General features: G+C 74.6%; 18 protein-coding genes and 2 pseudogenes. 16 read left to right on the plus strand and 4 right to left on the minus strand.

What is annotated here, in order from left to right; translation table 11 throughout:
- Positions 1 to 138: 138 nt before the first annotated feature.
- Positions 139 to 1335: a pyridoxal phosphate-dependent aminotransferase gene (locus tag ACFV9M_RS09695; protein ID WP_385073186.1), complete on the minus strand. Its 1197-nt coding sequence runs from the start codon at positions 1333 to 1335 to the stop codon at positions 139 to 141.
- 140 nt (positions 1336 to 1475) lie between these two features.
- Here ACFV9M_RS09695 and ACFV9M_RS09700 point away from each other — a divergent pair, with 140 nt between their 5' ends.
- The 14 genes and pseudogenes from ACFV9M_RS09700 (at position 1476) to ACFV9M_RS09765 (ending at position 15253) form a co-directional block, all read left to right on the plus strand.
- Positions 1476 to 1883: a hypothetical protein gene (locus ACFV9M_RS09700; protein WP_385073188.1), complete on the plus strand. Its 408-nt coding sequence runs from the start codon at positions 1476 to 1478 to the stop codon at positions 1881 to 1883.
- Between the two features lie 377 nt (positions 1884 to 2260).
- On the plus strand, positions 2261 to 2818 hold the full coding sequence (locus ACFV9M_RS09705; RefSeq protein WP_385073191.1) for a DUF2617 family protein: 558 nt from the start codon (positions 2261 to 2263) through the stop codon (positions 2816 to 2818).
- A 140-nt stretch (positions 2819 to 2958) separates the two neighbouring features.
- Positions 2959 to 4548 carry a polyamine aminopropyltransferase gene (locus ACFV9M_RS09710; protein WP_385073194.1) on the plus strand — a complete coding sequence of 530 codons (1590 nt, stop codon included), beginning with the start codon at positions 2959 to 2961 and terminating at the stop codon, positions 4546 to 4548.
- Positions 4549 to 4664: 116 nt separating this feature from the next.
- Positions 4665 to 5618: an SRPBCC domain-containing protein gene (locus ACFV9M_RS09715; RefSeq protein ID WP_385073196.1), complete on the plus strand. Its 954-nt coding sequence runs from the start codon at positions 4665 to 4667 to the stop codon at positions 5616 to 5618.
- Between the two features lie 38 nt (positions 5619 to 5656).
- Positions 5657 to 6490 carry an aldose 1-epimerase gene (locus tag ACFV9M_RS09720; RefSeq protein WP_385073199.1) on the plus strand — a complete coding sequence of 278 codons (834 nt, stop codon included), beginning with the start codon at positions 5657 to 5659 and terminating at the stop codon, positions 6488 to 6490.
- A gap of 10 nt (positions 6491 to 6500) precedes the next feature.
- Positions 6501 to 7049, plus strand: a complete 549-nt coding sequence (gene pyrE / locus ACFV9M_RS09725) for an orotate phosphoribosyltransferase (protein ID WP_385073202.1) — start codon at positions 6501 to 6503, stop codon at positions 7047 to 7049.
- A gap of 145 nt (positions 7050 to 7194) precedes the next feature.
- Positions 7195 to 8226: a class II fructose-bisphosphate aldolase gene (gene fbaA / locus ACFV9M_RS09730; RefSeq protein ID WP_385073205.1), complete on the plus strand. Its 1032-nt coding sequence runs from the start codon at positions 7195 to 7197 to the stop codon at positions 8224 to 8226.
- Between the two features lie 88 nt (positions 8227 to 8314).
- Positions 8315 to 9763, plus strand: a complete 1449-nt coding sequence (locus ACFV9M_RS09735; protein ID WP_385073245.1) for an MFS transporter — start codon at positions 8315 to 8317, stop codon at positions 9761 to 9763.
- Positions 9764 to 9785: 22 nt separating this feature from the next.
- A complete protein-coding gene (locus ACFV9M_RS09740) occupies positions 9786 to 10199 on the plus strand; it encodes a DUF3151 domain-containing protein (RefSeq protein WP_385073208.1) in 414 nt (137 codons plus the stop codon).
- A 187-nt stretch (positions 10200 to 10386) separates the two neighbouring features.
- On the plus strand, positions 10387 to 11226 hold the full coding sequence (locus ACFV9M_RS09745; RefSeq protein ID WP_385073211.1) for a tryptophan 2,3-dioxygenase family protein: 840 nt from the start codon (positions 10387 to 10389) through the stop codon (positions 11224 to 11226).
- Positions 11219 to 12469, plus strand: a complete 1251-nt coding sequence (gene kynU, locus ACFV9M_RS09750) for a kynureninase (RefSeq protein ID WP_385073214.1) — start codon at positions 11219 to 11221, stop codon at positions 12467 to 12469. The genes ACFV9M_RS09745 and kynU overlap by 8 nt, the downstream gene beginning before the upstream one ends.
- 338 nt (positions 12470 to 12807) lie before the next feature.
- Positions 12808 to 13701 carry an alpha/beta hydrolase gene (locus ACFV9M_RS09755; RefSeq protein ID WP_385073217.1) on the plus strand — a complete coding sequence of 298 codons (894 nt, stop codon included), beginning with the start codon at positions 12808 to 12810 and terminating at the stop codon, positions 13699 to 13701.
- A gap of 74 nt (positions 13702 to 13775) precedes the next feature.
- Positions 13776 to 13988 (plus strand): annotated as a pseudogene (locus ACFV9M_RS09760) (response regulator transcription factor); the annotation flags it as partial.
- Between the two features lie 44 nt (positions 13989 to 14032).
- Positions 14033 to 15253 (plus strand): cytochrome P450, encoded by a 1221-nt coding sequence (locus ACFV9M_RS09765; protein WP_385073220.1) that lies wholly within the window; start codon positions 14033 to 14035, stop codon positions 15251 to 15253.
- A 46-nt stretch (positions 15254 to 15299) separates the two neighbouring features.
- On the opposite strand, the pseudogene ACFV9M_RS09770 reads toward ACFV9M_RS09765, so the two are convergent.
- A pseudogene (locus tag ACFV9M_RS09770) lies at positions 15300 to 15866 on the minus strand (ABC transporter permease); the annotation flags it as partial.
- 114 nt (positions 15867 to 15980) lie between these two features.
- Positions 15981 to 16841, minus strand: coding sequence for a diacylglycerol kinase family protein (locus tag ACFV9M_RS09775; protein WP_385073223.1), 861 nt, complete (start codon positions 16839 to 16841; stop codon positions 15981 to 15983).
- A gap of 218 nt (positions 16842 to 17059) precedes the next feature.
- Here ACFV9M_RS09775 and ACFV9M_RS09780 point away from each other — a divergent pair, with 218 nt between their 5' ends.
- Complete coding sequence (locus ACFV9M_RS09780; protein ID WP_385073225.1) at positions 17060 to 18343, plus strand: adenylosuccinate synthase; 1284 nt, start codon at positions 17060 to 17062, stop codon at positions 18341 to 18343.
- A gap of 137 nt (positions 18344 to 18480) precedes the next feature.
- On the opposite strand, the gene ACFV9M_RS09785 is transcribed toward ACFV9M_RS09780, so the two are convergent.
- On the minus strand, positions 18481 to 22047 hold the full coding sequence (locus ACFV9M_RS09785) for a DUF3060 domain-containing protein (protein ID WP_385073228.1): 3567 nt from the start codon (positions 22045 to 22047) through the stop codon (positions 18481 to 18483).
- A 77-nt stretch (positions 22048 to 22124) separates the two neighbouring features.
- Between ACFV9M_RS09785 and ACFV9M_RS09790 the strand changes: the two genes are divergently transcribed.
- On the plus strand, positions 22125 to 22586 hold the full coding sequence (locus ACFV9M_RS09790; RefSeq protein ID WP_385073231.1) for a hypothetical protein: 462 nt from the start codon (positions 22125 to 22127) through the stop codon (positions 22584 to 22586).
- Positions 22587 to 22609: the final 23 nt, after the last annotated feature.

Here is a 22609-nt window from a genome sequence, read left to right on the forward strand (position 1 = left end):
GCGGAGGGGCGTGGGTTCGGTGCCGTCATCCACCAGTGACGGCTGTCACGCGGCTGTGACACGCCCGGCGGCCGGAGAGCCTCTTTTCGGCCACCCCGGACCCAGGGGGTGGCCGGAAAGACGCGCTCCGGCCGCCGGCTAGCCCGCCAGCGCCTTCAGACGCCGCACCGCCTCCTCCAGAACCTCCGGTTTCTTGCAGAAGGCGAACCGCACGAACGGCGCGCCCGCCTCGCGGTGGTCGTAGAACACGGCGTTCGGGACGGCCACCACGCCCGCCCGCTCCGGCAGCGCCCGGCAGAACGCGACGCCGTCGCTCTCGCCGAGGGGCCGGATGTCCGCGGTGACGAAGTACGTGCCGGCCGGCCGGAACACCGCGAAGCCCGCTTCCGCCAGCCCGGCCGACAGCAGGTCCCGCTTGGCCAGCAGGTCCGCGCGGAAGGAGTCGAAGTAGGTGTCGGGCAGGGCGAGCGCCTCGGCGACCGCGTACTGGAACGGGCCGGACGCCACGTACGTCAGGAACTGCTTGGCCGACCGTACCGCCGTCACCAGCGCGGGCGCCCCCGTCACCCAGCCCACCTTCCAGCCGGTGAACGAGAAGGTCTTGCCGGCGCTGCCGATGGTGACCGTCCGCTCGCGCATCCCCGGCAGGGACGCCAGCGGCACGTGCTCCGCCCCGTCGAAGACCAGGTGCTCGTACACCTCGTCGGTGACGACCAGCAGGTCCCGCTCCACCGCCAGGTCCGCGATCGCGGTCAGCTCCGCACGGCTGAGGACCGTGCCGGTCGGGTTGTGCGGAGTGTTGATCAGCAGCAGCCGGGTGCGGTCGGTGACCGCGTCGCGCAGCTCGTCCAGGTCGAGCCGGAACCGGGCCCGCTCGGGGTCGGGCCGCAGCGTCACCGGCACGCGCGTCCCGCCCGCCATCGCGATGCAGGCCGCGTAGGAGTCGTAGTACGGCTCCAGGGCGACCACCTCGTCCCCCGGCTCCAGCAGCGCCAGCAGGGCCGCCGCGATCGCCTCCGTGGCGCCCGCGGTGACCAGCACCTCCGTGTCCGGGTCGAAGGTCAGGCCGTAGCGGCGGCGCTGGTGCTCCGCGACCGCCGTCCGCAGCTCGGGGACGCCCGGCCCCGGCGGGTACTGGTTGCCGCGCCCGTCCCGCAGCGCCCGCACGGCGGCCTCCCGGATCTCCTCCGGGCCGTCCGTGTCGGGGAAACCCTGCCCCAGGTTGATGGCGCCGGTCCGCACCGCCAGGGCGGACATCTCGGCGAAGATCGTCGTCCCGAAAGCGGCGAGGCGGCGGTTGAGGAAGGGGCGTGCGGTGGAGGTCATAAGGGTCATCCTGCGTCGAAGCTCTGGACTTCCTCAAGTGTGCTTTGGCCGGTGAGAGGGGCGGGCATCCCCCGTTCACGCACCGCTCGGCCGGTGCGCGAGGCGCCCACGGGGGGTCGCTTCGGGGGACACGGAAGGAGGGTGACGCCATGGTCATCGGCATCATCCTGGCGGTGCTCGGAGTCGCTGTCGTGGTGGCGGGCGTATGCGCGATCGTCGACGCCGCGCGCCCCCGCCGCACCATGCGGTCCGCGCGGAACGGCCGCGCCGGCCGCTCGCGCGGCTCCGCCGGCTCGCGCGGGTCCGGCAGCTCGCGCGGGTCCGGCAGCCACCACCACAGCGCGGACAGCGCGAGCAGCTGGTGGGTGTCCGGCATCGACATCGGCTCGTCCTCGTCCTCGGGGAGCGACTCCGGTGACTCCGGCGGGCGTTCGGGCGGGCACTCCGGCCACTCCGGTGGCGACTCCGGTGGCCACGGCGGCCACTCCGGCGGGCACTCCTGCGGAGGCGGATCGTCCTGCGGGGGCGGAGGCGGCGGATGCGGCGGAGGCAGCTGACACGGGGCAGCTGAGCTCCCCGAGGGGGAGCCGCATCCGGACCGCGGGGCGCGCCTGTGACCAGGGCGCCCCGCGGTCGCGCCCGGTCCGGCGGTGGGGCGCGTGGAGAGGCGCGTGAGCCGCACGGCGTACGCCGTGGTGGAACAGTTGAGCTGAGGAGCCCTCTGAGGGATGGAAACGTTACGAAGTTGGGTAAAAACGCTGTGACGGCGCCACCGTTCATGATTCCCTCTAAGTCACCAACGCAGCCCCTCGGACCCCTCGGACGTCCCGCCGTGGACGCCCTCCCCAGACAGGGCCGGCCGGGGCCGATCCCCCGGTGTCGGCCGGGGCGCGCGGGACCCTTCCTCTTCTTTGCGTTCTAGCGGAGCCGAGTCATGCTCACGACCCTGACCACCTCCTACACCGACACGCGCGCGGCCGACCTCGCCTGGGCCCTGGGGCGTGAACCGCTGCCGGCCCTGGCCACCCTCGACCTCGAACTGTCCGGAGCCAAGCTCCAGTTGCGGCTGCTCGGCGCGTCGCACCAGGTGCTGCTGGAGGAGGAGCGGGGGTCGTGCTCCGAGACGGTCGCGTGCATCCCCGGCAGCAGCACCCCGCTCCCGCTCGGCGTGGCCAAGCGGCTGGGCGAGTGGGAGTACGAGTTCGCGGCCCGTGTCGAGGTCCTGACGCCCGGCCAGTTCGCGGGCCGCGCCCAGGAGTTGCTGGCCCTGGTCTCCGAGCACCCGCACGGCCTCGCCGGGGTCTTCCCCGGCAGCCCCCACGCCTTCACCGCCCTCCTCGCCCAGCGCCACGAGGGGCATGTGCACTGGCGTACGTGGCACGCGTACCCGCAGGACGGGCAGTTGGTGGCGACCAGGACGCGCGTGGGCGTCCGCCGCGCGCCGGCCGGCCGGTCCCAGGCGCCCGCGGGGGCCCTCTCCCGGGGAGCGTGAGGCCGGCCGCCGGGCGGACGCGGCGGGGACCGGGAGCGGCGACTGCCGTGGCGGGCCTAAACCCGCGGCGGGCCGAAAAACCCGGGTTCCACACGTGTGGGTGACGTTGCGTGCCACACCCGTGACGTAACGTCGCAGTCGTGATCGAGCCGCACGCCCCCGCCCCGCCCGGAGCCCCACCCCCCTGGCGCGGCCCCGCGCGGCTCCCCGTCCGGCCGGACACCGGACGGTCCCTGGTCCTCGCGTGCGTCTTCGTCTGCGCGGCCTGCGGTCTGGTGTACGAACTCGAACTGGTCGCCCTGGCCTCGTACTTGATGGGCGACTCGGTCACCCAGGCGTCCGTCGTGCTGTCCGTGATGGTCTTCGCGATGGGCATCGGCTCCCTCGCCGCCAAACGGCTGCGGCCCCTCGCCGCGGCCGGTTTCGCCGCCGTCGAGGTGACCCTCGCCCTGGTCGGCGGATGCAGCGCGCCCGCGCTGTACGCGGTGTTCGCCTGGACGGGCGACTGGGGCGGCCTGTGGGAGAACGGCCCCCGGATCCTGCTGGTCGCCTTCTCCCTCGCCATCGGCCTGCTGATCGGTGCCGAGGTCCCCCTGCTGATGGAGCTGATCCAGCGCATCCGCCGCCAGGACGCGGGCGGCGCCGTCGCCGACCTGTTCGCCGCGGACTACGTCGGCGCGCTCGTCGGGGGCCTGGCGTTCCCCTTCCTGCTGCTGCCCTTCCTCGGCCAGCTGACCAGCTCCCTGCTGACCGGCGCGGTCAACGTGATCGCCGGCGGCGCCCTGGTGCTGGGCCTGTTCCGGCGCGACCTCACCGGCCGGACCCGCTGGCTGCTGCTGACGGCCACCGTCGGCGTGCTCGGCGTCCTCGCCTCCGCCGCCGCCCTCGTCGACGACTTCGAACACGCCGCCCGCCACGCCCTCTACGGCGACGACGTCCGCGTCGCGGTGGACACCGACGTCCAGGAGGTCGTCCTCACCGGCGGCACCCGAGGCCACCCCCTCGGCCTCTACCTCGACGGCCGGCTCCGCGTCGACGGCCGGGACGAGCGCCGCTACCACCGGTCCCTGGTCCGTCCCGCGATGGACGGCCCGCACGCCCGCGTGCTGATCCTCGGCGGCGGCGACGGCCTGGCCGCCCGCGAGGTGCTCACCCACCCCGGCGTCCACCGCGTCGACGTCGTCGAGCTCGACCCGGGCCTGATCCGCCTGGCCCGCACCGACCCGCCCCTGTCCCGTCTCAACGGCCACGCCTACGCCGACCCCCGCGTCCACGTCACCGTCGCCGACGCCTTCCGCCACCTGCGCGACACCCCGGCCGCCGGCTACGACGTGGTGATCGCCGACCTCCCCGACCCCGGCATCACGGCCAGCACCAAGCTGTACTCCCAGGAGTTCTACGTCCTCGCCCGCCGCGCCCTGCGCCCCGGCGGCCGCCTCGTCGTCCACGCCGGTCCGGTCGCCTCCCGCCGCCGCGTCTTCTGGACGGTCGAGACGACCGTGCGCGCGGCGGGCCTGCGCACCACCCCCTACCGGGTCGACAGCCGCGACACCGGCGTCACCACCGGCCCCGACCGCACCGAGGACACCTCCCGCGCCCCCCGCGACTGGGGTTTCGTCCTGGCCGGGACCGCGGCGCCACCGCCACTGCGCCCGCACCACGACGAGCGGCCGCCGGGGCCGCCGGTGCCGGGCGTGCGCGCCTCCACGCTGACGCACCCGCGGTACTGACGGCGGACGCGGGCAGGCCACCGAGGGCGGAAGGGTACGCGCGGCGGGCGCGGCGGCGGTGCGAATCACGGTTTCGGCGGGTGCTTTTCCGCACGCCGTGGGTAGGCTCCGCTTCCATGGAGCATGAGGTGTTCGTTCCGGTTCCCGTCGAGCGGTTGCGGGCGGCCCTCGCCGATCCCGCGCAGGTGGCCCGGGCGGTCCCCGGACTCCAGCAGGACGCCGGGAGCGAGCCCGTCGCGGGCCGGCTGAAGGTGCGCGTCGGCGGCCACACCATCACCTACCGGGGCACCCTGCGCGTCACCGCCCGGGAGGACGGCACCCACACCGTGGAGGGCGACGCGAGCGAGGTGCGCGGCACGGGGACGGTCACGTTCGCGCTCACCGTCCGGCTCGGGGCGTCCGAGGGCGGCACCACGCTCGGCTTCGAGGGCACCGCCTCCGCCGGCGGCCGGATCGCCCAGGAGTCCGGCGAGGCGGTGGACGGCGCGGTCGTACGCCTGCTGAACCGCTTCGCGGAGAACCTGGGAGCCGGAGCCGGAGCCGGAGCCGCGGACGCCGGGGGTGCGCCCCCGGCTCCGGCTGAGTCCGAGTCCGAGCCCGAGCCCGAGCGGCCGCTCCCCGCCGACGAGCCCCCGGCCGTCCTCGACACCGGCGTCCCCCGGTCGGGCCCGGACGGCGCCGACGACGACCTGCGCGACGGCGACGACGTCGGTGCCGTCGACGGCATCGACGGCATCGACGGCATGGACGACCTGGACGACGACGGCGACCTGGACGACGTGGACGCCATCGATGACGTGGACGACGTGGATGACGGGGACGGCGTGGGCGGCGTGGGCGGACTCCCCTCCTCCGCCGAGCCCCCCGCCGAGGCCGCGCACGCCCGCCGGACGATGATCGGGCGCAGTGCCGAGGAGGTCGACCACGCCCCGCCCCGCGGCCGGTACGCGCCCGTCCCGGCCGCGCAGACCGTCGCCCCCAACAGCGCCCTGCGCTGGGCGGGCCCGGCCGCCGCGCTGGTGGTGGCGTCGGCGATCGTGGTCGGCAGGGCGCTGCGCCGCCGCCGGTGAAGCCGACGCACTCTCGATCGCCTCGATAGGGTCGTCCCGTGAGCGACGAAGACATCACGCTGACCGCGGGTGACGCGGAGGTGACCGTGCAGCCCGGCAACGGCGGACGGCTCGGAGGGCTGCGCGTCGGCGGTGCGGAACTGCTGCGGCAGGGGATGGGGGTCCCCCCGGGCGAGCGAAGCCGAGCCTGGGGGAGCTTCGGCTGCTTCCCGATGGTCCCCTGGTGCGGGCGGATCCGGGACGGCCGGTTCCGGGACGGCGCGGCCGTCCACCAGATGCCGCTCAACTCCCCGCCGCACGCCATCCACGGCACCGTCCGCGACGGCGCCTGGCGGGTCGCCCGCAGGTCGGCCGACGAGGTGGTCCTGACGTACGACCTGGTGGAGCCCTGGCCCTACCCCGGCCGGGTCACCCAGATGGTCGCGCTCGCCGAGGACGCGCTGACGCTGACCATGGCGGTGGAGACGTACGGCTCGTCGTTCCCGGCGCAGATCGGCTGGCACCCCTGGTTCAACCGCACCCTCGACGGCGCGGACGGCGAGCCGGTGCGGGTCGACTTCGACCCGGCCTGGCAGGAGGAGCGCGGCGACGACCACCTGCCGACCGGCAACCGGATCGACCCGGAGCCGGGCCCGTGGGACGACTGCTTCGGCATGCCGGACGGCGTCCACGTCACCCTCACCTGGCCGGGACTGCTCCGGCTGGAGGTGACCAGCCCCGAGCAGTGGGTCGTCGTCTACGACGAGCAGGAGGCGGCCGTGTGCGTGGAGCCGCAGACCGGCCCGCCCGACGGCCTGAACACCCACCCGCGCCTGGTCACGCCGCTGGAGCCGCTGGAGGCCACCACGACCTGGCGGTGGAGCACGCCCTAAGCTGGCCGGTATGAGTGACGTACGTGGCGCGCTGTTGCAGCAGATCAAGGACAAGGCCGTGGTGCACGGCAAGGTGACCCTGTCGTCGGGCCTGGAGGCCGACTACTACGTCGACCTGCGCCGCATCACTCTCGACGGGGTGGCCGCTCCGCTGGTCGGCCAGGTGCTGCTGGACCTGACCGCCGAGCTGGAGTTCGACGCCGTGGGCGGCCTGACCATGGGCGCCGACCCGGTCGCCGCGGCCATGCTGCACGCCGCCGCCGCGCGCGGCCGCCGGCTGGACGCCTTCGTGGTGCGCAAGGCGGCCAAGGCGCACGGGCTCCAGCGGCGCGTGGAGGGGCCGGACATCAAGGGCCGCCGGGTCCTGGTGGTGGAGGACACCTCCACCACCGGCGGTTCGCCGCTGACCGCGGTGGAGGCCGTGCGCGAGGCGGGCGCCGAGGTCGTGGCCGTCGCGACCATCGTGGACCGGGCGACCGGTGCCGCCGAGAAGATCCAGGAGGGCGCGGGGGTGCCGTACCTGTTCGCCTTCTCGAAGGATGAACTGGGTCTGGACTGACGAGCGACTTCGACCTGGACTCGACCGGCGCGTGGACCGACCGCGCATGTCTGGAAAGATGGGCACGACGATGACGTCGCACCCAAGGTCTAGGTCAGGGCCGTAAGCAGCAGAACGCCAACCCGCACACCCAAGGAGCGGACGAATGCCCATCGCAACCCCCGAGGTCTACACCGAGATGCTCGACCGGGCGAAGGCAGGCAGGTTCGCCTACCCGGCCATCAACGTCACCTCGACCCAGACCCTGCACGCGGCTCTGCGCGGCTTCGCGGAGGCGGAGAGCGACGGCATCATCCAGATCTCGACCGGCGGCGCCGAGTTCCTGGGCGGCCAGTACAGCAAGGACATGGTGACGGGCGCGGTCGCCCTCGCCGAGTTCGCGCACATCGTCGCCGAGAAGTACCCGGTCACGGTCGCCCTGCACACCGACCACTGCCCGAAGGACAAGCTCGACGGGTACGTGCGTCCGCTGCTGGAGATCTCCCGCAAGCGCGTCGAGGCCGGTCTCGGCCCGCTGTTCCAGTCCCACATGTGGGACGGCTCCGCGGAGACCCTGGCCGACAACCTGGCCATCGGTCAGGAGCTGCTGGAGAAGGCCCGCGCCGCGAACATCATCCTCGAGGTCGAGATCACCCCGACCGGTGGCGAGGAGGACGGCGTCTCGCACGAGATCAACGACTCCCTCTACACCACGGTCGAGGACGCGATCCGCACGGCGGAGGCGCTCGGCCTCGGCGAGAAGGGCCGCTACCTGCTCGCCGCGTCCTTCGGCAACGTCCACGGCGTGTACAAGCCGGGCAACGTCGTCCTCCGCCCCGACCTGCTGAAGGAGCTGAACGAGGGCGTCGCCGCCAAGTTCGGCAAGCCGGCCGGCTCGCAGCCGTTCGACTTCGTCTTCCACGGCGGCTCCGGCTCCACGGAGGAGGAGATCGCGACCGCGCTGGAGAACGGCGTCGTCAAGATGAACATCGACACGGACACCCAGTACGCCTTCACCCGTCCGGTCGCCGACCACATCCTCAAGAACTACGACGGCGTCCTCAAGGTCGACGGCGAGGTCGGCTCCAAGAAGACCTACGACCCGCGGACCTGGGGCAAGCTGGCCGAGGCGGGCATGGCCGCCCGTGTCGTCGAGGCGACGCAGAACCTCCGGTCGGCCGGTACGAAGATCAAGTAGGTCCTCGTACGGCTGATGGCGGACGAGCCCGGTGCCCCGGCACCGGGCTCGCTGTATATCTGGGGCCATGCCCGACGTATCCGGGGCCATGCCCGATGTCCGGCTGGCCTCGCCCCGGGGCAGGTGGATCCTGCTCACCACGGTCCTCGGCTCCAGCATGGCCATGCTGGACTCGACCGTCGTCAACGTCGCCCTGCCGCGCATCGGCCGTGACCTCGACGCCGACCTGGCCGCCCTCCAGTGGACGGTCAACGCGTACATGGTCACGCTGGCCGGGCTGCTCCTGCTGGGCGGCTCGCTCGGCGACCGCGTCGGCCGCCGGAAGGTCTTCGTGGTCGGCGTGGTGTGGTTCGCCGCCGCCTCCCTGCTGTGCGGGCTCGCGCCGAGCGCGGCCGTCCTGGTCGCGGCACGGGCGTTGCAGGGCGTCGGCGGCGCCCTCCTCACCCCCGGCTCGCTCGCCCTCATCCATGCCTCCTTCCACCCCGACGACCGGGGGCGGGCCGTCGGCCTGTGGTCCGGCTTCGGGGGCGTCGGGGCGGCCGTGGGGCCGTTCCTGGGCGGCTGGCTGGTGGACGGGCCCGGCTGGCGGTGGGTGTTCTGGCTGAACGTCCCGCTGGCGCTGCTGTGCGCCCCGGTGGCCCTGCGCCACGTCCCCGAGTCGCGCGGCCGGCGCGCGCACGGCCGCTTCGACGTGCTCGGCGCCGTCCTGGCCGCGCTGTCGCTCGGGCTGGTGACGTACGCGCTGATCGAGGCGGGCGCGGGGACGCCGGCCGTCGCCGTCGCGGCGGTGGCCGGGGTCGCCGCCGGGGCGGCCTTCGTCCGGGTCGAGCGGCGCAGCCCCGACCCGATGCTGCCGCTGGACGTCTTCGCCTCCCGCCAGTTCACGGCGGTCAACCTGGTCACCCTGTGCGTGTACGCGGCCTTCGGCGGGTTCTTCTTCCTCTCCGCGCTCCAGCTCCAGACCGTGGCCGGCTACTCCGCCGTCGGCGCCGGTACGGCACTGCTGCCGACGACCGCGCTGATGCTGCTGCTGTCGGCGCGCTCCGGTGCGCTCGCCGACCGGATCGGCCCGCGTCTGCCGCTCACCGTGGGCCCGCTGCTGTGCGCCGCGGGCATGCTGCTGATGCTCCGGGTGGGCCCCGGCGCCTCCTACGCGGCGGACGTCCTGCCCGCCGTGCTGGTCCTCGGCCTCGGCATGGTCACCCTCGTCGCCCCCCTCACGGCGACCGTCCTGGCCTCGGTGGACGACAGCCGCGCGGGCCTGGCCAGCGGAGTCAACAACGCGGCGGCCCGCGCGGCCGGCCTGATCGCCGTGGCCGCGCTGCCCCTGGTCACGGGGATGGGCCCGGAGGCGTACCGCTCCGCGGAGGCCTTCGAGGGGGCGTTCCGGCGGGCGATGGCGGTGTGCGCGGGCGTGCTCGTGGCGGGCGCCGGGGTGGCGTTCGCGACGGTGCGGCGGCCGGGGGCGGACTGCGTGCGGCCGGAGTGCAGATGTCACGGCAGCGTGACGGCGCCGCCGTTGGAGGCGGGGCGGTGAGCCGATCGTCCAGACTGGACCCATGTCCATTCACGAGAACCTCCTCGGGGGCCCGCCCCCGACGCACCTCCCCGACGACCCGGAGCCCCGTGAGCTCCTCGCCGCCGGCACGGCGCCCGCCGACGTCGCCGCCGGGCACCCCACCTCCTCGCTCGCCTGGGCCCAGCTCGCCGACGACGCGTTCGAGCGGGGCAGCGTGGTCGAGTCGTACGCGTACGCCCGAACGGGCTACCACCGCGGCCTGGACTCCCTGCGCCGCAACGGCTGGAAGGGCCACGGCCCCGTCCCCTGGGAGCACGAGCCGAACCGCGGCTTCCTGCGCGCCCTGCACGCCCTCGCCCGGGCGGCGCAGGCGATCGGCGAGCAGGAGGAGTACGAGCGCTGCTCGCAGTTCCTGAAGGACTCCTCGCCGACGGCGGCCCAGACGCTGGGCTAGCACGTGTGAGGTGTCCGGGCCCGCCCGCCCGACGTGGGCGGGGCCGTCGTGGCGGGCCCGCCCGGCGTGACCGGGCGGGCCTTGCGCTTTCGGGGGACGATACGGAGGATGCCCGTGGGGACCGGGGCCCCCGTGTCGGTAACGGCAGGGGCGGACCGCTACCCGGAGTACACAACAGGAGACAGCGATGTCCCATGAGGCTCATGAACCGCACGAGCCCGAGACCCCGCATCTCGACTTCGCAGGCACGACGCCGTACGAGGACTACGTCAAGGCGGACGTGCTCACCCACCTCCAGCACACCCTCTCCGACGACCCCGGAGAGATGGTCTTCCTGGTCACGACCCAGGTGATGGAGCTGTGGTTCACCGTGATCGTCCACGAGTGGGAGACGGCGGCGCAGGCCCTGCGCCAGGACCGGGTGCCGGTGGCGACCGCCGCGCTGAAACGTTCCGTACGGGAGCTGGAGGCGCTGAACGCCTCCTGGCGGCCGCTCGCCCAGCTCACCCCCGCCCAGTTCAACGCGTACCGCTCCGCCCTCGGCGAGGGGTCCGGCTTCCAGTCGGCGATGTACCGGCGGATGGAGTTCCTGCTCGGCGAGAAGTCCGCGTCGATGCTGGTCCCGCACCGGGGCGCGCCCCGCGTCCACGCCGAGCTGGAGAAGGCGCTGCACGAGCCGAGCCTGTACGACGAGGTGCTGCGGCTGCTGGCCCGCCGCGGGCACGCGGTCCCGGAGTCCGTCCTGCGGCGCGACGTCGCGCTGCGCTACGAGCCGTCGCCGGAGGTGGAGGCGGTGTGGACCGCGCTCTACGCCGGTGACGAGAGCGACGAGCTGGCCCGCCTCGGCGAGGCGCTGACCGATGTCGCCGAGCTGGTGTGGCGCTGGCGCAACGACCACCTCGTCGCCACCCGCCGCGCGATGGGCGCGAAGACCGGCACGGGCGGCTCGGCGGGCGTGGCCTGGCTGGAGAAGCGCGCGCGCAAGAACGTGTTCCCGGAGCTGTGGACGGCGAGGTCCCATGTCTGACCTGGCCTTCAAGGCGAGCGAGCTGGACGCCGGTGACGCGCTGGCCGCCAAGCGCGCCGAGTTCCTCCTCGACCCCGCGTCCGGCCCGGAGTCGGGCGACCCGGTCGTCTACCTCGACGGCAACTCCCTGGGCGCCCTGCCGGTGTCCGTCCCCGGCCGGGTGGCGGACGTCGTACGCCGCCAGTGGGGGGAGCTGCGCATCCGCTCCTGGGAGGAGAGCGGCTGGTGGACCGCGCCGGAGCGGATCGGCGACCGGATCGCCCCGCTGGTGGGGGCGGCGGCCGGGCAGATCGTGGTCGGGGACTCGACGAGCGTCAACGTCTTCAAGGCGCTCGTCGGCGCCGTGCGTCTCGTGGACGACCGCCGCGACGAGATCCTCGTCGACGCGACGACCTTCCCGACGGACGGGTACATCGCCGGGTCGGCGGCCCGGCTGACCGGACGCACCCTGCGGCCGGTGACCCCGGCCGAGGTGCCGGCGGCCCTGTCGGACCGTACGGCCGCGGTGCTGCTGAACCACGTCGACTACCGCACCGGCCGGCTGCACGACCTGCCGGGGCTGACCGCCGCCGTGCGCGCGGCGGGCGCGGTCGCCGTCTGGGACCTGTGCCACAGCGCGGGCGCCCTGCCGGTCGGCCTCGACGAGCACGGCGTGGACCTCGCGGTCGGCTGCACCTACAAGTACCTGAACGGCGGGCCGGGTTCACCGGCGTACCTCTACGTCCGGCGCGGCCTCCAGGACCGCTTCGACTCCCCGCTGCCCGGCTGGAACTCCCACGCGGAGCCCTTCGGCATGCACCCCGGGTACGAGCCCGCCCCGGGCGCCGTGCGCGGGCGGGTCGGGACGCCCGACATCCTGTCGATGCTCGCGCTGGAGGCGGCGCTCGACGTGTGGCGGGGCGTGTCGATCGAGGCCGTCCGCGCGAAGTCCCTCGCGCTGACGGACTTCTTCCTGGAGTGCGTGGCGGCCTACCTCCCCGCCGGACGCGTGGAGTCCGTGACGCCGGTCGCGCACGAGGAACGCGGCAGCCAGGTGGCCCTGCGCTGCTCCCCCACTCTCGGCTCCGCTCGAGCGGGCGGTGCCCCCATCGCCGGAGACGTCATGAAGCGCCTGATCGACCGGGGTGTCGTCGGCGACTTCCGCCACCCGGACGTCCTCCGCTTCGGCTTCACCCCGCTGTACGTGGGCTTCGCGGACGTGGAGCGGGCGGCGCGGGTGCTGGGGGCGGTGGTGAGGGGATAGCGCGGTCGGAGCGCGGTCGGAGCGCGGTCGGAGCGGGGTCGGAGCGGGGCCGGAGCGGGGCCGGCGCGGGCGCGTCGCGGTGGGCCGGCCCGGCCGCGGGGACCCGGGCCGTGCGCCCAGCAGGACGTACGTGCCGGGTTCGCCGGACATGTCGGCCTCCCGCGGACCCCGCTCACCGGCTCGACGGGAGCGGGGAACCCGTTAGCCCTCACCGAGCGTGACATCCCCGTGTCCGCGCACGTCACCGGCCTGATACCGTCCCCGCCAACGGCCGACTCCCCACCTGGTCCGCCACATCCGTTTCGTTCAAACACGTTTCGTTGCTGAGAGGTTGGAGCATGCCGGACGACGTCGTCGCAGCCCGGGCCGCCGCCGAAGAGGAGTCGGCCTTCTCGCATCCGGCGGTCGACCCGGACACCACCGCCGCCTACGGCGACCACCCCGACCAGGTGATCGACTTCTACGCACCGCGGGCCACGGCCGCGGCGGGCGCCTCCGGCGACTCCGCCCCGCTGGTCGTCGTCCTGCACGGCGGCGCCTGGCGGGCGCCGTACGACCGGCGGCACATCACGCCGTTCGCCGGCTTCCTGGCACGGCGGGGGTTCGCCGTGGCCAACGTGGAGTACCGGCGGGGGGCGGCGGGCGAGGCCTCCGGGACCGAGGCGCCGGTCGCGGGCCGCTGGCCCGACACCTTCGACGACGTCGCCGCCGCGCTGGACGCCCTCCCCGCCCTGGTACGCCGGGCCCTGCCGCAGGCCGACCCGCGCCGCACGGTGCTCACCGGCCACTCCGCGGGCGGCCACCTCGCCCTGTGGGCCGCGGCCCGGCACGTGCTGCCCGCCGACGCGCCCTGGCGCACCGGCGGCCCCGCCCCGCTGCGGGGCGTGGTCGCGCTCGCCCCGATCGCGGACTTCGAGGTCGCCGGGAAACTGGACGTCTGCGGTGGCGCGTTCCGCCAGCTCCTGGGCGGGGACGAGCACGTCGCCGAGCGGCAGCCGTACGCCGACCCCGCGCTGCTGCTGCCGACCGGCATCGCGACCACCCTGGTGCAGGGCCGTACCGACCTGGTCGTCCCGCAGGTGGTCGCCGAGTCCTACGCGGAGGCGGCGGCGAAGGCGGGGGAGGTGGTGGGCGTGACGCTGCTGGAGGACGTCGGGCACTTCCCGCTGATCGACCCGGTGGCGGACGCGTGCGCGGTGGTGGCGGAGGAGATCGCGCAGCTGGCGTGGTGACGCGCGTGGGGGGCGGGGCGCGGCGGGGCCGTAGTGACCGGCTGGCCGGCGGCCCCCCTCCGGCCCGCACCGGGCAGGCGGCCTACGGCGACCTGACCGAGCGCGGGACGGAGGTCCTGGTCCTGATCGCGCGGGGCCTGTCCGACGCCGAGACGGCCGGGCGGCCGGTGGTGGCCGAGTCCACGGTCAAGACCCACGTCAGCCGGATCCCGGTGAAGCCGGGCCTGCGCGGCCGCACCCGGGCGGCGGTGTTCGCGTACGAGGCGCGGCCGGCGACACCGGGGTGAGAGACCCCCTGGTCAGCGGCGCGGCCGACGGGTAGCGTCCGGCCATGGCAGCAGTCGACGACCTTCGCTTCGATCCCTGGGACCCGGCGTTCGTGGCCGACCCGTACCCGGCCTACGCCGAGCTGCGGGAGCGGGGCCGGGTCATCCGGTACGAACCCACCGGCCAGTGGCTGGTGCCGCACCACGCGGACGTCTCGGCGCTGCTGCGCGACCGGCGGCTGGGGCGGACCTACCAGCACCGGTTCACGCACGAGGACTTCGGGCGGACGGCGCCCCCGGCGGAGCACGAGCCGTTCCACACGCTCAACGACCACGGGATGCTCGATCTGGAGCCGCCGGACCACACCCGCATCCGGCGCCTGGTGTCGAAGGCGTTCACCCCCCGCACGGTCGAGCGGCTGAAACCGTACGTGGAGCGGCTGGCCGGCGAGCTGGTGGACGGGCTGGTGGCGGCCGGCGGGGGAGACCTGCTGACGGACGTCGCCGAACCGCTGCCGGTGGCGGTGATCGCCGAGATGCTGGGGATCCCGGCGTCGGAGCGGGCCCCGCTCAGGCCCTGGTCGGCGGACATCTGCGGGATGTACGAGCTGGGTCCGTCGCAGGAGACGGCCCGCCGGGCGGTGCGGGCCTCGGTCGAGTTCTCCGCGTACCTGCGGGAGCTGATCGCGGCCCGCCGCAAGGAGCCCGGCGAGGACCTGGTCTCCGCTCTGATCGCCGCCCACGACGAGGGCGACCGGCTCACCGAGCAGGAGATGATCTCGACGGCCGTGCTCCTGCTGAACGCGGGCCACGAGGCGACCGTGAACGCCACGGTCAACGGCTGGTGGGCGCTGTTCCGCAACCCGGACCAGCTGGCCGCCCTGCGCGCGGACCACTCCCTGGTGCCCTCCGCCGTCGAGGAGCTGATGCGCTACGACACCCCGCTCCAGCTCTTCGAACGCTGGGTCCTCGACGACATCGAGATCGACGGCACGACGATCCCGCGGGGCGCGGAGATCGCGATGCTGTTCGGCTCGGCCAACCGCGACCCGTCGGTGTTCACCGCCCCGGACCGGCTGGATCTGACCCGCGCGGAGAACCCGCACATCTCCTTCAGCGCGGGCATCCACTACTGCATCGGCGCTCCCCTGGCCCGTATCGAACTGGCCGCCTCGATGCGGGCCCTCCTGGAGCGGGCCCCGGCGCTGACCCTGGCGGCGGAGCCGCGGCGCAAGCCGAACTTCGTGATCAGGGGGCTGGAGGGGCTGAGGGTGGTTGCCGGCTGAGCCCCGTCACGACGTCGTCAGGTCCCGCCCGCGCAGCGCGGTGACCCCGGCCGCCCATCCGCTCGAAGATCTCGCGCGCCCGCTCGTTGCCGCCGACCAGGTCGGCCGCGCCGTCCGTCATGCCGCCGTAGACCACCCCGGCGACGAAGAAGCCGGCGCTCCAGCCGAGGACGCCGCCGCGGTGCAGCCGCCGGGCCAGGGCCCCCGCCGTCCGCAGACGGCCGGCGGCCGGTCCCGGCCGGGTCGGCAGGAAGCTCGCACCGACGTCCCGGCGGCCCGCCAGCGCGTACGCCGTCGCGCCCTGCGCGAGGATCGCCGCCGCGAACAGCGCCAGGACCCCCCAGCGTTCGCCCGCGAAGGGCCGCAGGTGCTCCAGCCGGCCGAGCGGGGAGAGCCAGGTCAGCGCCGAGGAACCGTCGTCCGTCGCCGAGTCGCCCGCCGCGCGCAGCACGAACGCGGCGCCCAGCACCGCCGAGGTCAGCCCCCGGGCCGGCCGCGCGCTCCCGGTGAGCTGCGCGACGATCGCCGCCATGGTCGCGAAGAGCATCCCCACGGCCGCGAGCCCCAGCCCGAAGGCCAGGGCGCCGGCCGCCCCCTGACCCGCCAGCCCCGCAGGTGAGGAGGTCGCCGCCATGATGGAACGGTGGCGGGTCCACCGCGAGCGGCTGTTCGGGGACCGGGACCCGGGGTGATCCGGGCGGAGTCGGCCCGGCGCCCCGGACGCCTCTCACCGCCCCGGCAGCACCAGCCCCAGCGCGCCCTCCCGCACCGTCCACGTCCTCCTGCGGACCGGGCCCGCGACCGACGCGTCCGCCCGGTAGCGGAAGTCGGCGCCCGAGACGGTCACCGTCCGTCCCCGGGCCTCCAGCGGTGACGCCTCGGCGCCCAGGGACAGCGGGCGCACCTCGACCGTCGCCGTGCCGGTGGCGGCGGGGGTCACCGAGATCTCCTCGACCGGCTGGTCCAGGTCGACCAGGGTCACACCGTCGACCTCGACCCGCAGCCGGGCCGGGCCGGGCGGGGGAGGGGCCGGGGCGGTCCGGGCGGGCCGGGCCGGCACCAGGGTCCGCACCAGGTGCTGGCACGTCCGCAGCCAGGGGTGCGCACCGCCCGGGACGGCCGCACCCTCCGGCACGTCCCGCGGGGCCAGCGGCACCGGCGGGATGCGCAGGGCCCCCAGCACCACCCCGTCGCTGTCGTCGACCAGCAGGTCCAGCCGCCGCTCGGTCCCCTCGAGGACCGCCCGCGCCGCCGCCACGGCCCCCGTGGGCACCCCCAGGGCGTGCGCGACGCCCAGGGAGCTGCCCACCGGCACCACCGACAGCACGCAGTCGGCGAGCTCCCGCCGGCGGTGCAGCAGGGCCACCGCCCGGCTCAGGGCGCGGTCGTCGCCGACGACCACCGGCCTCCGGGAGCCCCGGCGGTCCAGCATGCGGGCAAATTCCTCCGGCCCCTCCGGCAGGCACACTTTTGCCGCCGCACCCGCGCTGAGCACGTCTTTCGCGATTCTCACGGACTCTCCGTCCGTCGTCCGGGCGACCGGATCGATGATCACCAGCAGCTGGTCCGGCGTCGCGAAAGTCGCCACCTCGGTCCTGCCTCGCTTCCTCGGGTAGCATCTTTGTGCAAGAGCCCCTTGCGCTATTGCGCCAGGGGCTTCGTCTATTCCGGGGCATCCGGGTCCGACGGTGTGCGACCGGTGACGGTCGCGTGGCGGCCAACGACGGTCGCGGTGCACGCGGTGGTAAGCGCCTCCGCATGCGCCCCTGACCCTGGACATGCCCCACCCGGAAGGGGTGTACGCGCGTGCCCGCACTTGTGCTGCTCGGTGCTCAGTGGGGTGACGAAGGCAAGGGGAAGGCCACCGACCTGCTCGGTGGTTCGGTGGACTACGTAGTGCGCTATCAGGGCGGCAACAACGCCGGCCACACGGTCGTCGTGGGCGACCAGAAGTACGCACTCCACCTTCTCCCTTCCGGGATCCTCTCCCCCGGATGTACGCCCGTCATCGGAAACGGCGTCGTCGTCGACCCGTCGGTCCTGCTCTCCGAGCTGAGCGGTCTGAACGAGCGAGGCGTCGACACGTCCAAGCTCATGATCAGCGGCAACGCGCACATCATCACGCCGTACAACGTCACTGTCGACAAGGTGACGGAACGCTTCCTCGGAAAGCGCAAGATCGGCACCACGGGCCGCGGCATCGGACCGACCTACGCCGACAAGATCAACCGCGTCGGCATCCGTGTGCAGGACCTGTACGACGAGTCGATCCTCCAGCAGAAGGTCGAGGCGGCGCTCGACGTCAAGAACCAGCTGCTCACCAAGCTCTACAACCGCCGGGCGATCGCCGTCGACCAGGTCGTGGAGGAGCTGCTCGGCTACGCCGACAAGCTGGCGCCGTACGTCGCCGACACGGTCCTGGTGCTGAACCAGGCCCTGGAGGAGAACAAGGTCGTCCTCTTCGAGGGCGGGCAGGGCACCCTGCTCGACATCGACCACGGCACGTACCCCTTCGTCACCTCCTCCAACCCGACCGCCGGCGGCGCCTGCACCGGCGCGGGCGTCGGCCCGACGAAGATCAGCCGCGTCATCGGCATCCTCAAGGCGTACACGACCCGCGTCGGCGCGGGCCCGTTCCCGACCGAGCTGTTCGACGCGGACGGCGAGGCGCTGCGCCGCATCGGCGGCGAGCGCGGTGTCACCACCGGCCGTGACCGCCGCTGCGGCTGGTTCGACGCGGTGATCGCCCGCTACGCCACCCGCGTCAACGGCCTCACGGACTTCTTCCTCACCAAGCTGGACGTCCTCACCGGCTGGGAGGAGATCCCGGTCTGCGTGGCGTACGAGATCGACGGCAAGCGCGTCGAGGAGCTCCCGTACTCGCAGTCCGACTTCCACCACGCGAAGCCGGTCTACGAGACCCTCCCCGGCTGGAACGAGGACATCACCAAGGCGAAGTCGTTCTCCGACCTGCCGAAGAACGCCCAGAACTACGTCAAGGCGCTGGAGGAGATGTCCGGCGCCCCGATCTCCGCGATCGGCGTGGGCCCGGGCCGGGACGAGACGATCGAGATCAACTCGTTCCTGTGATCCTGTGATCCCGTGATCCCGTGATCCCGTGATCCGGTGATCCCGTGACACGGCGCGGAAGGGGCCGGTGACCGGCGGCGGCCGCGGGGCACCGGCCCCTTCCGCGTCATCGGCGCCCCCTCGGCGTCCCCTCCGCGTCACGGGTCGCAGCCGATGACCGTGTGGACGGCCTGCCGGTCGAGGAAGACGGGGAACCGGTACACGTCCTTCGCGGGGTTCCGGCAGTAGACGGAGTTGAGGTTGCCGCCGATGCTGAGCCCGTCGGTCCGCTCCACGTAGACGCCGTTGCCCTCGCCCTGGACGTCCACCTCGCCGCAGGTGCCGGTGAGGGTCAGCTTCGCGTCGTCCGCGTGCAGCTCCACCCGCCCGCCGTGGCACACGTGCGACCTGTGGACGCCGTCGGTGTCGATCGTCAGCTCCGTCGGCAGGGGTGTCTCCTCCTCGGTCGGGGTCGGGGTCGGGGTCGGGGAGGGGGAGGGGGACGGGGGAGGGGTCGGGTGCTTCTCCGTCTCCCGGGGGCCACCGCACGGGGCGGGCACCGGCTCGCCGAGCCGTGGGTGGTCGTCGGACAGCCCCAGGTCCCGCAGGGCTTCGGCGGTGCGGGACAGGGCGGTCCCGTCGCTGGTGCGGGAGCAGCCGGTGCGCGTGTCCGAGACGACCGTCACGATCACCACGTTGTCCACGCGGACGGCGAGCCGGACCGGGTTGCCCGCCGGGGTGATCGCGGCCTCCGAGCCCAGGCCGGACACCGGCTCCCGCGTCCCGAACGTCGCGCGCACCCTGTCGTAGTACACGGCCGCCACGTCGACGGCGCCGAGGGAGTAGACCGGCTCCAGCACACTGATCCGCAAGTACAGCCCGTACGTGCCGACGTAGCCGGTGTCCGGGAGCGGCGGCACGAACGGTGAGCCCGCGTCCCGGGGCGGCGCGGAGGCGGGGTCCGTCTCGCCGCTCCACGCGCAGTCGTACGTCTCCGCGTCCGCGCGCTCGCTGCGCGTCAGGGAGTAGCCGGGCGGCAGGGCGAGCGCCGGACAGGTCACGTCCGACGCCGCGTACGGCCCCGGCACCCCGGGCGTGAGGCTCAGGGCGAGCAGCACCACCAGCGCGACGGGCAGCGCGGCCAGGTTGACCACCGGGGGCGGCAGGGGTAGCCGGCGGGACTGCGCGGGCGTGGGTGCGGGCGCGGGACCGCCGGCGAGACGGTCCTGGAGGCGGGCGTGGCGGAATGCGTGGACTCCGCCGGCCTGACGCAGGACACCCCGGCGGTGCGCGTCCTCCAGGAAGGACCCGAGCGCCCACGGCAGCCGCCCGGACAGGGCGAGCGCCACCCGCGTGGAGGTGAAGCCCCACCACGCCGAACAGGCGGCGCCGAGCAGCGCGAGCGACACCAGCGCCGCCACGGCGGCGAGCGTCCAGGTCCGCGCGTCCACGGCGTCCCGGCCGCCCGTGCGGTGCCAGGCGGCCGTGACCAGCAGCGGGCCGAGCGCCGCCCCGGCCAGGAGCCAGGAGCGGAGCGCGGACACGCCCTCGCCGCGCAGCGCGTAGACGGGCCCGAGCACCGCCACCGCCGTACGGTCGGCGCGCAGCAGCTGCCAGGGGCCGGCGGCGCGGGAGATGTCGACGGCGTGGTCCACGAAGGCGCGTGTCGCGAACAGGACGGGCAGCGCGGCCAGCAGCACCGTGGGGATCCGCAGCGGCAGCCCGACGGCGAGGACGACCGGCGTCGCGAGGGCCGCCTGCCCGGCGAACGCGCGTATCCGCCCGCGCACGGCGAGCCGGCGCGGTGCGACCCCGGCGTCCACGCCCGGGGGAGGCCGCGTCAGCAGGGCGATCACACAGGCGGCCGCCTGCACCGCGAGGACGGCCGGCGGGGAAGGCGGCTGCGGCTGGCGCGGCCCGCCGAGGACCAGCCAGGCGGTGACGGCGAGGGGCAGTGCGAGGGCGAGGCACTCCAGCGCCAGGCGGCAGGCCTCGGGGACCCCCGGACCGAGCCGCCACCAGGTGATCTCCCGCATCCCGAGCCGTTGCAGCCTGCGGGCCAGCGCGCCCAGCCAGACGCGGGCCGTGTCGGCGCTCCAGCGGTCGTCGAGGACGCCGTGCGCGTCCGGGACCGGGCGGTAGACGGCGGTGACGAACTGGTCGAGGAGATGGTCCTCCACGTCCTCCTGCCGGCGGAAGCGGTCCCGGCGCAGCAGTTCGGCGGGGGAGGCGGTGGTGTCGCTGTACGCGGTGCGGGCCAGGGCGGTCATCAGGGGGGTGGACAGGGCGCGGCGGAGCATGGCGCCGTGCTCGGCGTCCGGGTCCGGGGAGGCGGCCGCCACCGGGCCGCCGGGGGCGGCCGGGACGCGGGGGCCGTGATGGCCGTCGGGGGCGCGGGGGACGCGGGGGTCGTCGTGGCCGTCGGGGGCGTGGTGGTTCTCGGGGTGGTCCGGGCCATCGGTCCCATCCGGGGTGTCCGGGGTGTCCGGGCCATCGGTCCCGTCCGGGGTGTCCGGGGCGTCGGTCCCGTCCGGGGTGTCCGGGTCGTCGGTCCCGTCCGGTTCATCCGGGTCGTCCGGGTCATCGGTCCCGTCCGGGTCGTCCGGCAGGGCGTCCAGGACGGGCTGCCACTTGGAGCCGTCGGTGTCGCGGGCGCCGGTCCGGCCGGTCAACGGCAGGAAGCGGCGCAGGTCGTCGGGTGCGAGGGGGACGAGTTCGATCACGGCGGCGGCCTGGAGGGCGCCCACTTCGCCGACGGCCGCCGCGTACTCCGCGCGGCGGCTGGTCAGCACCACCCGGCCGGTCTCCCGTCCCCGCATGCGGTTCAGCGCCTCGATGACCTGGGGGCGGGCGGCGGCGGGCAGTTCGTCGAGCCCGTCGAGGACCGGTAAGAGCCGGCCCTCGTGGAGGAGTTCGGCCGCCGTGGACTCCGCGCTGCCGCCGGCGTGGGCGAGCCGCGGATGGTCGAGGGCGATGCGGTGCGCGGCCCACGCCTCGAAGGTGTCCCGCGGATCCCAGGACGACAGGGGCAGCAGGACCGCGACGGGGCCCGCCGGGTGGTGGTCGCGCCGGTGCTGGAGATGGCGCAGCACGAAGCGCGTCGCGAGGACCGACTTGCCGGAACCCGGTCCGCCCAGCACGACCAGCCGACGGGAGTCGATCCGCTCGAAGACGTCCAGGATGTCGTCGAACCGTCCGTTCAGGGGGAGGGGCTCATCCTCCTCGACGTCCCGGATCGTCGGCCAGTGGTCGTGCAGCGAGGTGGCCGTCCGCCAGCGCACCGGGAGCGGCTTGGGGTCGTAGAGCCGCCGGACCTTCTCCTCCCGGTCCCAGGTCGCCCTGGTCGCCTCGGCCAGCAGTTCGCAGGCCACGGCCAGCCGGTGCGCCCTGCCCAGGGAGCGGTACGCCCGCCAGCCGGCCGTCGTCAGGGCCAGCCCCCAGCCCGCCCCGCCCAGCAGGACCAGCGCGGCGCCGGCCAGGACCCACGTCCAGGGCGGCGGCGCGTACGACGTCATCCGGTCCAGCGCGAACCAGCCGCACACCCCCGCGCCGGCGGACAGCACCAGGGACGCCACGAGCCGGCCGAGGACGGGCCAGGGCGAGCCGGTGCGCCCCGAGAAGATGATGTGGCCCTTGATGTCCCGGGCCTGCACCAGGTGGACGGCGTTGCCGACGAACGTGTTCGTCGTCCCGGGTGCCGGCTCCCCCGCTTCCTCCCGCGCCATGTCCCCCTCGCGCCACGGTCGCTGTCGTGAACCCCCGGCAACATACACCGCCCATTCCCGGCGTTTCGCCTCTTCCGGTGCTCTACCCTCGAACCCTGACGTACGCCGCTGTACTCACCGGAGAGGTGGCCGTGGAACCGATCGCACCCGCACTGCTGATGGCTCTCGCCGGAGGGACGGCGGGCGCCGCCGGGCAGCAGCTCTGGGCGTCCCTGCGGGCCCTGGTCAGAGCGCGGCCGACGAGCGGCGAGGGCCGGGGGACGGCCGGCGAGCCGCGCGGCGAGGAGGAGCTGGCCGCCCTCGACGAGGCCTCGGACGACGCGGCGCGGGCGCGGGAACTGGCCGGGACGCTGGCCCTGCGGGCCCGGCAGGACCCGGCGTTCGCCCGGGCCCTGGAGACCTGGCGCCACGAGGCCGAGGCGCTGCCGGAGCTGCGGACCGGCGCGGGCGACGTGAGCAACGAGATCTCCGGCGGCACCTTCCACGGCACGGTCGTCCAGGCACGGGACATCAACGGGCCTCTGCACTTCGGGCGTTAGACCACCGGCGCCCGCCCGCCGGC

Origin of the sequence: Streptomyces sp. NPDC059895 (assembly GCF_042731035.1) — a bacterium.
Taxonomy (GTDB): domain Bacteria; phylum Actinomycetota; class Actinomycetes; order Streptomycetales; family Streptomycetaceae; genus Streptomyces.

Excerpts from the sequence above, each read along its gene's own strand:
- ACFV9M_RS09695 (WP_385073186.1), bottom strand. The coding sequence starts at position 1,335 with ATGACCCTTATGACCTCCACCGCACGCCCCTTCCTCAACCGCCGCCTC.
- ACFV9M_RS09700 (WP_385073188.1), top strand. The coding sequence starts at position 1,476 with ATGGTCATCGGCATCATCCTGGCGGTGCTCGGAGTCGCTGTCGTGGTG.
- ACFV9M_RS09705 (WP_385073191.1), top strand. The coding sequence starts at position 2,261 with ATGCTCACGACCCTGACCACCTCCTACACCGACACGCGCGCGGCCGAC.
- ACFV9M_RS09715 (WP_385073196.1), top strand. The coding sequence starts at position 4,665 with ATGGAGCATGAGGTGTTCGTTCCGGTTCCCGTCGAGCGGTTGCGGGCG.
- pyrE (WP_385073202.1), top strand. The coding sequence starts at position 6,501 with ATGAGTGACGTACGTGGCGCGCTGTTGCAGCAGATCAAGGACAAGGCC.
- fbaA (WP_385073205.1), top strand. The coding sequence starts at position 7,195 with ATGCCCATCGCAACCCCCGAGGTCTACACCGAGATGCTCGACCGGGCG.
- ACFV9M_RS09735 (WP_385073245.1), top strand. The coding sequence starts at position 8,315 with ATGCCCGATGTCCGGCTGGCCTCGCCCCGGGGCAGGTGGATCCTGCTC.
- ACFV9M_RS09740 (WP_385073208.1), top strand. The coding sequence starts at position 9,786 with ATGTCCATTCACGAGAACCTCCTCGGGGGCCCGCCCCCGACGCACCTC.
- ACFV9M_RS09745 (WP_385073211.1), top strand. The coding sequence starts at position 10,387 with ATGTCCCATGAGGCTCATGAACCGCACGAGCCCGAGACCCCGCATCTC.
- kynU (WP_385073214.1), top strand. The coding sequence starts at position 11,219 with ATGTCTGACCTGGCCTTCAAGGCGAGCGAGCTGGACGCCGGTGACGCG.
- ACFV9M_RS09755 (WP_385073217.1), top strand. The coding sequence starts at position 12,808 with ATGCCGGACGACGTCGTCGCAGCCCGGGCCGCCGCCGAAGAGGAGTCG.
- ACFV9M_RS09765 (WP_385073220.1), top strand. The coding sequence starts at position 14,033 with ATGGCAGCAGTCGACGACCTTCGCTTCGATCCCTGGGACCCGGCGTTC.
- ACFV9M_RS09785 (WP_385073228.1), bottom strand. The coding sequence starts at position 22,047 with ATGGCGCGGGAGGAAGCGGGGGAGCCGGCACCCGGGACGACGAACACG.